The organism is Deltaproteobacteria bacterium (assembly GCA_019310525.1).
Taxonomy (GTDB): Bacteria; Desulfobacterota; DSM-4660; order Desulfatiglandales; family HGW-15; genus JAFDEE01.
On sequence record JAFDEE010000022.1, the window covers coordinates 1 to 13,569 of the forward strand.

The 13,569-nt window shown below is 56.0% G+C and carries 12 protein-coding genes; 10 read left to right on the forward strand and 2 right to left on the reverse strand.

Features of this window, described 5'->3' with window-relative positions; translation table 11 throughout:
- Positions 1-383: 383 nt before the first annotated feature.
- The 8 genes from ribD to holA all read left to right on the forward strand — a co-directional run bounded on the left by ribD (position 384) and on the right by holA (position 8,962).
- The gene (gene ribD / locus JRF57_05730; protein ID MBW2303197.1) at positions 384-1,502 is read left to right on the forward strand and encodes a bifunctional diaminohydroxyphosphoribosylaminopyrimidine deaminase/5-amino-6-(5-phosphoribosylamino)uracil reductase RibD; all 1,119 of its coding nucleotides are present in this window, start codon (positions 384-386) and stop codon (positions 1,500-1,502) included.
- The gene (locus tag JRF57_05735; protein MBW2303198.1) at positions 1,483-2,145 is read left to right on the forward strand and encodes a riboflavin synthase; all 663 of its coding nucleotides are present in this window, start codon (positions 1,483-1,485) and stop codon (positions 2,143-2,145) included. Before ribD ends, JRF57_05735 begins: the two co-directional genes overlap by 20 nt.
- 3 nt (positions 2,146-2,148) lie before the next feature.
- A complete protein-coding gene (locus JRF57_05740) occupies positions 2,149-3,375 on the forward strand; it encodes a bifunctional 3,4-dihydroxy-2-butanone-4-phosphate synthase/GTP cyclohydrolase II (GenBank protein ID MBW2303199.1) in 1,227 nt (408 codons plus the stop codon).
- A gap of 83 nt (positions 3,376-3,458) precedes the next feature.
- Positions 3,459-3,926: a 6,7-dimethyl-8-ribityllumazine synthase gene (locus tag JRF57_05745; GenBank protein ID MBW2303200.1), complete on the forward strand. Its 468-nt coding sequence runs from the start codon at positions 3,459-3,461 to the stop codon at positions 3,924-3,926.
- A 96-nt stretch (positions 3,927-4,022) separates the two neighbouring features.
- The gene (nusB, locus tag JRF57_05750) at positions 4,023-4,457 is read left to right on the forward strand and encodes a transcription antitermination factor NusB (protein ID MBW2303201.1); all 435 of its coding nucleotides are present in this window, start codon (positions 4,023-4,025) and stop codon (positions 4,455-4,457) included.
- 91 nt (positions 4,458-4,548) lie between these two features.
- Positions 4,549-7,134, forward strand: coding sequence for a leucine--tRNA ligase (locus tag JRF57_05755; GenBank protein ID MBW2303202.1), 2,586 nt, complete (start codon positions 4,549-4,551; stop codon positions 7,132-7,134).
- A 227-nt stretch (positions 7,135-7,361) separates the two neighbouring features.
- Positions 7,362-7,934: a hypothetical protein gene (locus JRF57_05760; GenBank protein ID MBW2303203.1), complete on the forward strand. Its 573-nt coding sequence runs from the start codon at positions 7,362-7,364 to the stop codon at positions 7,932-7,934.
- Positions 7,934-8,962 (forward strand): DNA polymerase III subunit delta, encoded by a 1,029-nt coding sequence (holA, locus tag JRF57_05765; protein MBW2303204.1) that lies wholly within the window; start codon positions 7,934-7,936, stop codon positions 8,960-8,962. The genes JRF57_05760 and holA overlap by 1 nt, the downstream gene beginning before the upstream one ends.
- On the opposite strand, the gene JRF57_05770 is transcribed toward holA, so the two are convergent.
- Positions 8,959-9,228, reverse strand: coding sequence for a 30S ribosomal protein S20 (locus tag JRF57_05770; GenBank protein MBW2303205.1), 270 nt, complete (start codon positions 9,226-9,228; stop codon positions 8,959-8,961). The genes holA and JRF57_05770 overlap by 4 nt on opposite strands.
- Positions 9,229-9,343: 115 nt before the next feature.
- Between JRF57_05770 and murJ the strand changes: the two genes are divergently transcribed.
- Complete coding sequence (gene murJ, locus JRF57_05775) at positions 9,344-10,927, forward strand: murein biosynthesis integral membrane protein MurJ (protein ID MBW2303206.1); 1,584 nt, start codon at positions 9,344-9,346, stop codon at positions 10,925-10,927.
- A gap of 74 nt (positions 10,928-11,001) precedes the next feature.
- Here murJ and JRF57_05780 read toward each other — a convergent pair whose 3' ends face one another.
- Positions 11,002-11,544, reverse strand: coding sequence for a hypothetical protein (locus tag JRF57_05780; GenBank protein ID MBW2303207.1), 543 nt, complete (start codon positions 11,542-11,544; stop codon positions 11,002-11,004).
- Positions 11,545-12,098: 554 nt separating this feature from the next.
- On the opposite strand from JRF57_05780, the gene JRF57_05785 reads away from it, so the two are divergent.
- Positions 12,099-13,550 carry a response regulator gene (locus JRF57_05785; protein MBW2303208.1) on the forward strand — a complete coding sequence of 484 codons (1,452 nt, stop codon included), beginning with the start codon at positions 12,099-12,101 and terminating at the stop codon, positions 13,548-13,550.
- The last annotated feature ends 19 nt before the right edge of the window (positions 13,551-13,569 follow it).

Consider the following 13,569-nt stretch of genomic DNA (forward strand, 5'->3'; position numbering starts at 1 on the left):
GGCGTAACGCCTGCCCGCCGGCTGTTTGGCGGGAACGTAGCGGAGGGAACATCCCTTTATCCTTCACCCATCGGGTGCTCTCAGAATGCTTTAACATATTGTAATAAAGATCAATTTCATCATTAGCGCATAATTTGGGTTTAAATCCCGGTTTCTCACTCGAACCCTGGGCCCCTTGAATCCTTGAACCCTACTAACAAAACGATCCAGCTAAAGTTTTCGCCTGGAAAGCCCAAGGTTCACCCATTCACAGACTGGGACACTAAAATCTAAGTCTGACGCAGCCTGGTCACGCCGTAGCCATAGCGAAGGCGGAAGATTGGGCAAAAGGGGGCGTTTTTCAAAAGTCTCGGAGAATAGACCTGCTGAGGATAATAGATCCCTTGATTCAGCAAGACGAAAAATTCATGAGGGAAGCCCTCCGGCAGGCCAGAAAGGGCCTGGGCCGGACCTCTCCGAACCCGGCTGTAGGTGCGGTGATCGTGCGGGGCGGTCGGATCGTCTCAACCGGCTACCACAAAAGGGCCGGGGCTGAACACGCCGAGGTGGTGGCGCTGGAACGCCTGGGAGGACAGGCTCGAAAAGGTGATACTCTGTATGTGACCTTGGAACCCTGTAACCATCACGGTCGGACCCTCCCTTGCACGGAGGCGATCCTGAAAAGCGGGATCCGCAAACTCGTGGTGGGTATGACAGATCCCAACCCCACGGTGAGGGGCGGGGGCTGTGATTTCTTGAGGGAGAGGGGACTGGAAGTCCGGGTGGGGGTTCTGGAGAAGGAGTGCAGGAAACTCAACGAATCCTTCATTAAGTTCGTCACCACGGGCCTTCCTTTTGTAATCGCCAAGTCGGCTCTGACCCTGGACGGGTGGACCGCGACCGCCACGGGGCATGCACGGTGGATCACCAACGAGAAGTCCAGGAAGTTTGTCCACCGGCTGAGAGACCGGGTGGACGGAGTGATGGTGGGAATCGGCACCGTCCTGGCCGACGATCCCCGCTTGACCACCCGGCTCGGGAACAGAAAAGGGAAGAATCCGGCTCGGATCATCGTGGATACTCACCTGAGGATTCCCCCGGATGCACGGGTCCTGGAGGATATTGAGACCGCTCCCACGATCCTGGCGGTGGGGAAAGGGGTTCCGGAAGGACGGCTGGAGGCCTTGAGGGACCGGGGCGTCCATACCATCATCTGTCCGCTGAGACAGGGCAGGGTGGATTTGAGGGGCCTTCTGGTGGAACTAGGTAAGATGCCCGTCTGTTCTCTTTTGGTGGAAGGGGGGGCGACCTTGATGGGTTCCTTGATTCGGGAAAATCTTGTCGATAAGTATTATATCTTCAAGGCGCCGAAGATCCTGGGCGGCGATGACGGCGTCCCGATGGCCTCGGGTCCTGGTGCACGCCGGATGGATAAGGCCTTCTTGCTCCGGGACATCCGCATCAGACGCTTCGGGGATGACGTGTTGATCAGGGGGTATCCGAATGTTCACAGGAATCGTTGAAGGGATCGGACAGGTCAGGGAAATCAGCCGAGTCGGAGGAGACGTGCGGCTGACCATCCAACCCCCCTTCCCCCTCTCGGACAGCCGCGTGGGAGACAGCATCGCCGTGGATGGAGCATGCCTGACCCTCACGGAACTGAAGGGAGAGATGTTCAGCGCAGATGTCTCGATGGAGACCCTTTCCCGGACGACGCTGGGGCGGTTGAAGCCCGGCGACGAGGTCAACCTGGAGAGGGCCCTTCGCCTTTCCGACAGACTGGGGGGACACCTGGTACTGGGACACGTGGATGGAGTGGGAAAGATCCTGGAAAGAAAACCGGAGCGTCGCTCCTGGTGCCTGAGGATCGGCATTGACAAAGCCCTGTCCCGGTATACTATTGAAAAGGGATCGATCGCGGTGGACGGGATCAGCCTGACCATAAACCGTTGCCAGGAAACCTGGTTTGAAGTTAATATCATCCCCCAAACCGGCAGGGAAACGACGCTTTTGAAAAAGACGGCTGGAGACCCCGTCAATATCGAGACCGATCTAATCGGAAAGTACGTGGAGAAATTTTTTAAAAGTGAAGGGGCCTCCCGGGATACTTCCGGAGGCTCCGGGATCGACGAGAACATGTTGAAGGAATTCGGATTCGGTGAGTGAAAAATGCCAATTGCATCTATAGAAGAAGTTCTGGAAGACCTGAGACAGGGGAAGATGATCATCCTGGTGGACGACGAGGACCGGGAGAATGAGGGCGATCTGACCATGGCCGCGGAGAAGGTCACCCCTGAGGCCATCAATTTCATGGCGACCCACGGCCGGGGCCTGATATGCCTCTCCCTTGCTCCGGAAATAGTGGACCGGCTCCAGCTTCCCTTGATGGTCCATGACAACCGCTCTCCCTTCAAGACTGCTTTCACGGTATCCATCGAGGCCCGGGAAGGAGTGACCACGGGTATTTCAGCGGCTGACAGGGCCCACACGATTTTGACCGCCGTGGCGGATGACGCAAAGCCCCAGGACCTGGTTCAACCCGGACACGTGTTTCCCCTTCGGGCACGGCGGGGAGGCGTGCTTTTCAGGACCGGACAGACAGAGGGATCGGTGGACCTGGCCCGCCTGGCGGGGTTGAAACCAGCCGGAGTGATCTGCGAGATCATGAATGAAGACGGGACAATGGCCCGCATGCCCGACCTGGAAAAGTTCGCGGAAAAGCACGGTCTGAAGATCGCCACGGTGGCCGATATCATCGCCTACCGGATGAGAAACGAATCTTTCGTCCACAAGGTGGCGGAGACCGTGTTGCCTACCCCTTACGGGGAGTTCAAGGCCATAGCCTTTGTAAACGATATCGACGATCACGAGCACCTGGCCCTGGTGAAGGGAGAGATCGATTCGGAGAGGGAAGTCCTCGTGAGGGTCCATTCCCAGTGCCTCACCGGAGATGTCTTCGGTTCCTTCAGGTGTGACTGCGGGACCCAGCTCAGGAAGGCTATGGAAATGGTCCAGGAAGAGGGCCTCGGGGTGATCCTTTACTTGCAGCAGGAAGGAAGGGGAATCGGTCTGGCCAACAAGATCAAGGCCTATGCCTTGCAGGACAGGGGCCGTGACACGGTTGAGGCCAATGAAGAGCTGGGATTCGGTGCTGATCTCCGGGATTATGGGGTCGGCGCCCAAATCCTTGCGGCCCTGGGGATTCGAAAAATGCGCATCATGACGAACAACCCCAAGAAGATTATCGGGCTCGAGGGATATGGTATCACGGTGACCGACAGGGTCCCCATCGAAACGGAACCCCGCCCGGAAAATCTGAGATACCTAATGACAAAGTGCCAGAAGCTGGGGCACCTGCTTCACCTCGATGATGAGAGGATTTCTTCAGGCGGCTGAAGGACACCTTGCGGTTTCGGAGAAGGGAATCATTGAGGGCGGGTACAGGGACCTTAAGGATACGGGAGAGGAGGAACATATCGATGCCGAAAATATTTGAAGGTCACATATCAGGAAAAGGGTTTCGCTTCGCCATTATCGTCGGCCGTTTCAACGACTTCATCAGTTCGAAGCTCGTCGACGGTGCCCTGGATGCCCTTAAGAGGCATGGGGCAGATGAAGACCAGATTGCACTGATCAAGGTTCCGGGAGCCTTCGAGATTCCCCTTGCTGCGAAGAGGGTGGCCCAGAGCGGCCGTTACGACGCCGTGATTTGCCTTGGGGCTGTAATCCGGGGGGCGACGCCCCACTTCGACTATGTAGCCGCTGAGATGTCCAAGGGGATCGCCGCCGTTTCACTGGAGAGCAACATTCCCGTGACCTTCGGTGTCCTGACGACGGACAACCTGGAGCAGGCCATTGAGCGGGCGGGATCCAAGGCCGGCAACAAAGGCTGGGATGCAGCCGTGGCGGCCATGGAGATGGCGAATCTCCTAAAGGCCCTTGAATGATCCAGAGGAGGGATCCGGTGGATTAGTGGAAAGACCGATCCCGGTCCTTATCTTTTTTCCGGCTCTTGGGAGCCGATCCTTTTTTCTTTTGAGACGATGGGAAAGAGACATCAGGCCAGGGAACTGGCCTTGCAGGTTCTTTTTCATATGGAATTCAATCCCGATGATCCGGAAGAGTCCTTCCGGATTGTGTGCGAAAACTTTGCCCCGCCGAGGTCTATCCGCCCTTTTTCGAAGGAGTTGGTCTTCGGGGTCTGCCGGCACCGGGAGGATTTGGACCGGTTGATCGGTAAGGCCTCCAGGAACTGGAAGCTTCACCGTATGTCCCGCGTGGACAGGAACATCTTGAGGGTGGGAGTATTCGAGTTGATCCACATGGAGGATATCCCTCCGAAGGTCTCCATTGACGAGGCGGTCGAATTGGGGAAAAGGTTCGGCACCGGGGAATCCGGATCCTTTATCAACGGGATTTTGGATTATGTCTATAATACGATCCAAGGTGAAACCCGCGAGACCGAACCGATCGGATAGGGCGTGCCTCTTTCCCGGGAGGTCCGCCCATGCCGGGGGGCAACATCAAACAGAGGGGTAACCGTGGGGGACCCCCGTCATGAGAAGGTGATTGGAGATCATGAAGTATAATCCGCAGGAATTGGAAGTGAAGTGGCAACATTACTGGGAGAAGGAGGGTCTTTTCAGGAGTCGCGAAGACCTCGACAGGGAGAAGTACTATCTCCTCGAGATGTTCCCTTATCCTTCCGGAAAAATCCACATGGGTCACGTGCGCAATTATACAATCGGAGATGTGGTAGCACGGTACATGAGGATGAAGGGCAAGAACGTCCTTCATCCCATGGGATGGGACGCCTTCGGTCTTCCCGCGGAAAACGCGGCCATTGAAAACCGGACCCATCCGGCCAAGTGGACCTATGAAAACATCGAAAACATGAAAAGCCAGCTCAAGAGGATGGGTTTCAGCTACGATTGGGAGCGGGAACTGGCCACCTGCGACCCTGAGTACTACCGATGGGAGCAGTTGATTTTCTTGAAGATGTACGAGAAGGGGCTGGCTTATAAGAAACGGACATACGTGAACTGGTGTGATGCCTGCCAGACGGTGCTGGCCAAGGAACAGGTGGAAAACGGGTGTTGCTGGCGTCATCCCGACCGGGAAGTGACCCTGAAGGAGATGGACAGTTGGTACTTCAGGATCACGGACTACGCCGAGGACATTCTTGATCATTGCGACAAGTTGCCCGGATGGCCTGAAAGAGTGCTGACCATGCAGAAGAACTGGATCGGGAAGAGCCTTGGCGCCATTATCCGGTTTCCCGTAGTGGGCTCTGAGGAAGTGATCGAGGTCTATACCACGAGGCAGGACACCCTTTTCGGGGCCACCTTTCTCTGCTTTGCCCCTGAGCATCCTCTGCTCAAGGACCTCGTGAAGGGTACGGAGCGGGAGAGGGAGGTGTTGGATTTCATCGAGCGGACCATGAAGGTGGACAGCTACATCCGCACGGCGGATTTTACCGTCAAGGAAGGGGTCTTTACAGGCCGCTACTGCCGAAACCCCGCGACCGGCCAGGAGATTCCCATCTATGTAGCCAACTTTGTCCTCTTCGATTACGGGACGGGGGCCATCATGGCCGTCCCGACCCATGATCAACGGGATTTCGAATTCGCCAAGAAGTACAACCTGCCCCTGAGGATCGTCATCATGCCCCCTGACCGGGAATTGACCGAGGAGAGCATGACAGAGGCCTACGAGGGGGAAGGGATCCTGGTCAACTCGGGGCCCTTTGACGGCATGAAGACCCTGGAGGCCCTGGACGATATCGCGGAATACCTGGAGAAGAAGGGCCTGGGGCACAAAACTGTCAATTACAGGTTAAGGGATTGGAACATATCGAGGCAGCGTTACTGGGGGGCCCCCATACCTATCATTTACTGCGAGCGTTGTGGGATGGTCCCTGTACCGGAGGAGGATCTGCCTGTTTTACTTCCCCTGGATCTGGAAATGCGGCCCAACGGCGGCTCCCCCCTGCCCCACGAACCGTCCTTCTATGAAACAACCTGTCCAAGATGCAAGGGGAAGGCCCGCCGGGAAACGGATACCATGGATACCTTCGTGGAATCCTCCTGGTACTTTGACCGCTATGCCTGCCCCCATTACGACGGCGGCCCGTTGGAGACCGAGAAGGTGGACTACTGGATGCCGGTGGACCAGTACATCGGAGGGATCGAGCACGCCATCCTGCACTTGCTTTACTCCCGGTTCTATACCCGGGTGCTCAAAGATTTCGGATACTTGAAGATAAAGGAACCCTTCACCAACCTTCTCACCCAGGGCATGGTCTGCAAGGAGACCCAGGAGTGCCCGAAACACGGGTACCTCTACCCGAACGAGGTTGAAAACAACCGGTGTGTCCACTGCGGCTCGGAGATCATCACGGGACCCAAGGTCAAGATGTCCAAGTCCAAGAAGAACGTGGTGGATCCCCAGCAACTGATCGAACAGTACGGTGCGGATACGGTTCGCATGTTCTGCCTCTTCGCCTCACCTCCTGAAAGGGACCTCGAGTGGAGCGATCAGGGGGTGGAAGGCTCCTTCAGGTTCCTGAACCGGGTCTGGCGACTGGTCGTGGAGAACCTGGATGACCTGGTAAAGACGGAAAGCCCCGAAAGAGGAGAATCCCTGCCGTCCCATCTTCGGGACTTGAAAAGGAAAACTCACCAGACCATCAAGAAGGTCACCAGCGACATCGAGGATCGATTCCATTTCAACACGGCCATCAGCGCCGTCATGGAACTGGTCAATGACTTGAACAGGGCCCTTGCGGACGACCGCGAGAAGGATGGTCTCTTCTGGGCCGTGGCCAGGGAAGCGATCGAGACCACCGTAGTCCTTCTTTCGCCGGTGGTGCCTCATATCACCGAGGAATTGTGGCGGATGCTGGGCCACGAGAAGAGCCTCCTGGAGGAGCCCTGGCCACGCTGGGATGAAAAGATGCTGGAAGTTGAAAGACGCCTGATCGTTGTCCAGGTCAACGGCAAGGTGAGAGCCAGGTTGGAAGTGCCGGCCGCTTTTGGGGATGAGGAAATCAAGGCCGAGGCTCTTCGGGATGAAAAGGTAAAGAAGTTCATCGCCGACAAACCCATCAAAAAGATCATCTTGGTCAAGAACAAATTGGTGAATGTGGTAGTATAGGGTGCCACTCGATACCGGGAAACCGGACGGGACTCTCCGACCGTTTGGATTTTGGGGCCGCCAGAGAGCGGGGGAGCTTGAATTCCCGGGGGCCCCGGGCCCCGTGGACGGAAAAAAAGAAGGGGTGGGGACTGAATCGAAACGAAAGCCTTTACCCGGCAAGGGCCAGCGGATATCCATTCGGGCATGGCGGGGGGCTTGGAAGAAGCAGGAAGGAGAAAAAGGCATTGAAACAGATCAATAAAGGATTTCCCGGGGTTTTGAGAGCCTTCCTGTTCGTTGCGCTCATAGGACTTTTCGCGGGCTGCGGTTACAATTTCAGGGCGGACGGCAGGCCGGTCGGCATTGAGATTGAAAGCCTTGCGATTCCTCTTGTGGAGAGCACATCCTCCATCCGAGGGTTCGAGGCCGATTTTACCCGTATCCTTCGCGAGGAATTCATCAGCCATGGTAAGGTCCCCCTGGCCTCAAGCACCCAGGCCCAGGCCGTCCTCAGGGGAAAGATCCGGGAGATCCGGGAGGATCCCCTGAGCTACGACTCTCAGGAAAGGCGCGTTCATGGCCGATTGACCACCTACGAGGTGACCAGCAGTCGTCGGCTCCGGGTGAGGCTGGACATTAAGCTTATAGACCGCAGGACCGGCAAAGTGATTTGGCACGAGGGAAAGATGGAGGAACGGGCGGTTTACAAGATCGATACTGATCCCTTGCGGAATCGTTACAACAGGAAGCTGGCCCTTGAAAAGATCGCCCGTCGGCTTGCAAAGCGAATATACCTGAAGACAATGGAAAGGTTTTGATGGCACAAGACCTTCGTCCCGGGGATGTCCTAAATACCTTGAAGGAGGGGCGGCTTGCCCCTTTTTATCTTTTTTACGGACCCGGAGAATTTCAGATGGAGAAGGTCCTGGATCGGATCCGCGAGACCTGGATTCCCGAAGCATCCAGGGACCTGAACCTTGAGATCTTCTATGCCGATGAGAGCGATCCCCGGGAGATCGTAAATCGTGCTTTGTCCTTCCCATTCCTCTCAGAGCACCGCCTTATCATCGTGCGAAGAATGGACCTTTACAGGGCCGATGCCTTGGAGAAGTTCCTGCCCTACCTGGAAAACCCCCCGAAGACTTCCTGCCTCATCTTTGTGGCCCAGAAGCCGGATTTTAAGCGTAAATTTTACCGAACCATCAGGTCCCTGGGAGGGGCCGTTCTTTTCCCGGCCCTCAGGGAAAATCAGGTGGTCCCCTGGATCCGATCCTTGGCCTCCGAGATGGGGTTGAACATCGAGAAGGAGGCCTGCGATTACCTCCAGCAGATGGTGGGCGCGAATCCCAGGGAACTCCATGCTGAACTGGAAAAGTTGTTTCTAAGGTACGGCGGCGGCAGGGTGGGGATGGAGGAGGTCCGGGAACTTGCGATCCACAGCCGCTTATATTCCGTCTTCGAATTGATGAATCTCTTTTCCACGAAGAATGGCCCGGCGGCGCTCAGGGTCTTGTCCCGCTTTCTGGAAGAGGAGGATAAAAAAGGGGGACCCCTTCGGCTCCTTGGAATGCTGAATCGTCAGGTCCGATTGTTATGGCAGACCAAGATGATCCTTCAAAGGGGCGGGCAGGCCGGTGAGGTGGCCCAAAGGCTGAGCCTCCCCCGTTTTTCGGCCGGAAATCTGGTGAGGCAAGCAAAATATTGGAGCCTGGAAGAACTTGAAAGGACCCTGAGGTTGCTTTACGAGGTAGACGGAAGGCTCAAGTCGGGATCCCGACCTAAGCCGGTTCTGGAAAATTTCTTCCTCGCCCTCTGCACCCCGAAATCCGGCCCGCGAGGGCGCTAGGAGGAAGCCATTTGGTTGACCCGGCGGGTGAGACGGGAGATTTTGCGGGAAGCGTTTTTCTTGTGGATGACACCCTTGGAGGCTGTTTTTTGGATGATGGAGACGGCCTTGATGAGGCTCTCCCTGGCTTCTTCGGCAGCGTTCCGATCCACGGCGGAACGCACCTTCTTGATGGCGGTCTTAACCCGGGTTTTGTAAGCCATATTTCTCATTCTGCGCACCCTGTTCTGCCGGGCCCTTTTCAGTGCGGATGGATGATTTGCCAAAGTCCAATCTCCTTTGCCATGATGTTTTCTGAAAATAACATTACCTAATGGAAGAAAGAGAAGTTGTCAAGATAAAATTCGATGACCTATCCCTTCTTGAAAGACAGTGAACACGATGGCCCCAAACGCTGAAAAGCGGCGCGTGGGTGAGGCCGCGGGCGTTGTCGGTTTTTTTACCCTTCTGAGCCGGATCCTAGGGCTGGTGAGGGACATGGTATTCGCCCGGTTTTTCGGGGACGGCATGGCAGCTGACGCCTTTTTCGTGGCCTTCAGGATCCCCAATCTCCTGAGGCGCCTGTTCGCGGAAGGGTCCCTCACAATAGCCTTCATTCCGGTATTCACGGAGTACCTGACCCGTAAGTCCAGGAAAGACGCCTTTCTTCTGGCCCGGGCCGTGTTGACCCTGCTTTCTGCTGTTCTCGTCGGGATCACGGTCCTGGGGATTCTTTGCTCTCCCTGGATCGTCCGGATCCAGGCCTATGGCTGGGGCGGGGCAGGGGCCAAGTACGAACTCACGGTGCTCCTTACCCGGATCATGTTTCCCTATATCCTTCTCGTGAGCATCGTGGCGCTTTTCATGGGGATACTCAATGCCCTTCGGCATTTCGCAGCTCCCGCTGCGGCCCCCATCCTCCTCAACATCGGGATCATTGGGGCGACCCTGTGGCTTTCCCCCCACTTCTCGGAGCCGGTGGTGGGCGTGGCCGTGGGTGTGCTGATCGGCGGGGTCTTGCAACTGGCACTCCAGTTGCCCTGGATTCTCAAAAAGGGGGTAACCCTCCTCCCGGCCTGGTTGCCCCGCCACCCCGCCGTCAGGAGGATCGGGCTTCTCATGGTTCCCGCCGTCTATGGTTCGGCAGTCTACCAGTTGAACCAATTCATAGCAACTCTCCTGGCCACCTTTCTGCCCGAAGGCAGCGTCTCTTGGCTCTACTACGCGGATCGGATCGTGGAGTTTCCCCTGGGGGTCTTCGCCATCGCGATCAGTACGGCTGTCCTCCCCTCCCTCTCAAGGCACGCCGCCGGGGGGGACCGGGAGGGTTTTGGCGATACCCTCGAGTATGCCATCCGCCTCGTATTTTTTATTTCGGTCCCTTCCATGGCAGGTCTGATAGTGCTGGGGAGACCGATCATCCAGGTCTTCTTCGAGAGGGGGGCCTTTGGTCCGCTTTCTACGGATATGACCCTGACGGCCCTCTTCTTCTATTCCATGGGTCTGTGGGCCTTTTCGGCCAACCGGGTCATGGTTTCCGCCTTCTATGCCCTACAGGACACCAAGACCCCGGTGAAGACGGCCACTGCGGCAATGGCCGCCAATTTCGTTTTCAGCCTTTCCCTTATGGGTCCTCTTAGGCACGGAGGATTGGCCCTGGCCCTTTCCCTGGCCTCCACTCTCCAGTTTTTCCTCCTCCTCTATCTGCTGAAAAGAAAGACCCCCTTTTTCGGCTTGGGCGTCATCCTGAAATCGGGCGTGAAGAGCCTGGCCGCCTCGGTCCTTATGGGGGGTGTCGTCTATTACCTGTCTGTTGCCTGGAGAGACCTTGCCCCACCGGAAAGCCTCTGGGACGTGGCCCTCATGCTGGTGGTCCTGGTCCCGGTGGGGGCTCTCATCTATTTTTCCCTAGCCAAGCTGTTTCGGTTGAGAGAGCTTCAGACCCTGAAGGATATCCTTGGACCACTGTTGAAAAGAAGACCTTGAAAATAGCCGCCCTAAGTGTATTCTTCTTCCAATTCAGGAGGCGGCTGAAACGCTGGGATCCCTTTTTCTTTATCCTATCCCCTGAGGTACTTCCTTCGCTTTCCCTTTTGAAGAAAATAGAGTCTCAGGAGAATGATCAGCAATGGCACCCCCAAAAAAAGGATGTCATCGATCCTCTTGGGGATGAGATCCGGTAGGAAGAAATAGAGGATGCCTGCAAAAAGGAGACTGATTCGGAGAGCCCTGCCGTAACCCACAAAGGTGAAAACCCGAAAGAACGCCATGAAGGAAAAAGTGAAGAAGAGAAAGAACAGGAGCGAGAAAAGATAGCGGTATCGCGGTGGGATGGTGGAAAGGATTCCCTTAAAGGCCCTTTCGACGAGTGGGACTTGCTTCTTGAACCGTGCCTGGATGACCTCCCTGATGGTCATCTGTTCGTCGATGTAAGTGCCCCCTGGGATCAGGAAATCCAGTTTGATCGCTGAGTCCCTTTCGTGGAGAGTGTCGTTTACGGCCCGGAATGGAAGAGAGAGGATGCGCCCGGCAAACACGTAACCCCCGATAACTAAAGCGGCCAAGACAAGCAGAATAATTAGTTGAAGGACGGCCTTTTTCACCGAACCAGCTCCTTGACCCTTGAAGAGACACCGGATACCGTTGATTCTTTTTGAGAAGGACCCAACGTTCATATAGCAGGCAGGGGACTGGATATCAACAAGATTCGTATCCTTTCTCACTGATGGATGCCGACTAGGGAGCATGGAATTTTTACAAGGTTCCTCTCCGCCGTTTATGGTATAATAATAAATCAGGAAGTTCCGGATTCATTTCGTGGTGATTTCAGGACACCCGCACCTATCCGGGAGGGGGTTTTTCATGGAGGGAACCTTCCCCACCACAAGACCCCTTCAAGGAGCTTGTCCCTCCTTGAAGGGGTCTTCCGCCTTCAGGACGGTGGGCTCTGGAAGCCGCCGTCCCGAACGGTTCGGAATGTCGGCGATTTTGCAACGGGTACATTGAGCCCATGAGGGGAAGAAGGAGATGGGAATCCGGGAATTCGCCATCAAACTCTTTATGATGAGCCGCATCGCCTGGACCGTTCGAAAGACAGTTTACGCGGAGAGATGGAGGTCTCAAGGGGAAGAGGACATCCCTGTCCCTGGGAGGGGCCATGGAAAGGGAAAACACCCCAAATGAAAATATCCTGGTGGTGGACGATGATCCCTTCATCCGCGACCTCCTTAGGGAGGCACTGGAGAGGGAGGGTTATCGTCCGGAGGTTTCGGGGGATGCGGAGGACGCCCTTGCCAGGTCTGCCCGAAAGACGTTTGCCCTTGCCTTCGTGGACATCAACTTGCCCGGAATGAGCGGCCTTGACCTGGCTGCAGAGATGAAGGAACGGAACCCGGTTTGCGAGATTGTCTTTATCACGGGCTCGGGTTCCCTTGAAAACGCCCTCAGGGCTATCAAGATCGGGGCCTATGATTATCTCCGGAAGCCCTTCAGCCTGAACGATTTCCTTCTCTGCCTCAAGCGATTCCAGGAAAGGCAACTTCTCCGGGAACGGATCCGGTCGGCGGAGAGACGATATTTTCGACTGGTTCAGAATATTCCCCTGATCATTTACGTGCTTCGGGGGGATTTCGGGCTGGACTTCGTAAGCGATGCAGTTTTGGAGATTCTGGGGTACCGGCCGGAAGAGATTGTAAACCGGCCGGGGTGGCTCCTTGAACGGGTTCCCGAATCGGAGCGCGAACGACTAAAGGCCGCATTTCAGGCGGCCTTTGAAAGGGGCGCTCCCGTATCCCTGGAGTGCAGGCTTCTCCGCTCTGGAGGGGATACTGTCCACGTCCTGCTGAAATCCATCCCAGGCCCCGGCGGGAAGTCCAGGCTTCCACACGCATTTCTGGAAGGATTCATTCTGGATATCACGGACCGCGTCATCCTGGAAAAGACCCTCATTCAGAGAGAGAAGCTTGAGACCCTGGGGGCCATTTCAGCCGAAGTCGCCCACGAGATCAGAAACCCTCTGGTTTCGATCGGAGGCTTTGCCCGGCGTCTCAAGCAGAAATACCCGACGCTTGGAGAGTGTGACGTGATCCTGAGGGAATCCCAGAGGCTTGAGAGTATCCTTTCGAGAATCACCAATTATCTCAGACCGGTGGAAATCCATCCTCAGAAATGCTCTATCAATGGAATCCTGCAAGAGTGCCTGGAACGGAAGCGCCCTCAACTGGAGGAACGGGGGCTCGGTTTGCGGCTGGAATTCCAGGATTCCTTGCCCCTTGTCTTCCTGGATCCCGAGATTTTGACCCAGGTCTTTGTAAATCTCATACAGAGCGCCCTTGAATCCATGGATCGATCGGAAGAACTGACGATCACGACCTCCCGTGAGGCCGGGGAGATCCATGTCCGTATCAAGGGCAGGTTCCGGAGTCCCGGGACCCCCGATGACAAGACCATTTTCATGCCCTTTTCCGTGGAATCGTCAAGGGGTGGAGTGCCTTTGTCATATCGCCTGGTCAAGGATATCGGCGGGATCCTTTATGTAAGGGAGGAAAACGGCCACCGGGTATTCACGGTTTCTCTCCCGCTCGTGGATACCCGAACCGGTCAGGTCTGAGAACCGGCATGAGTTCCTT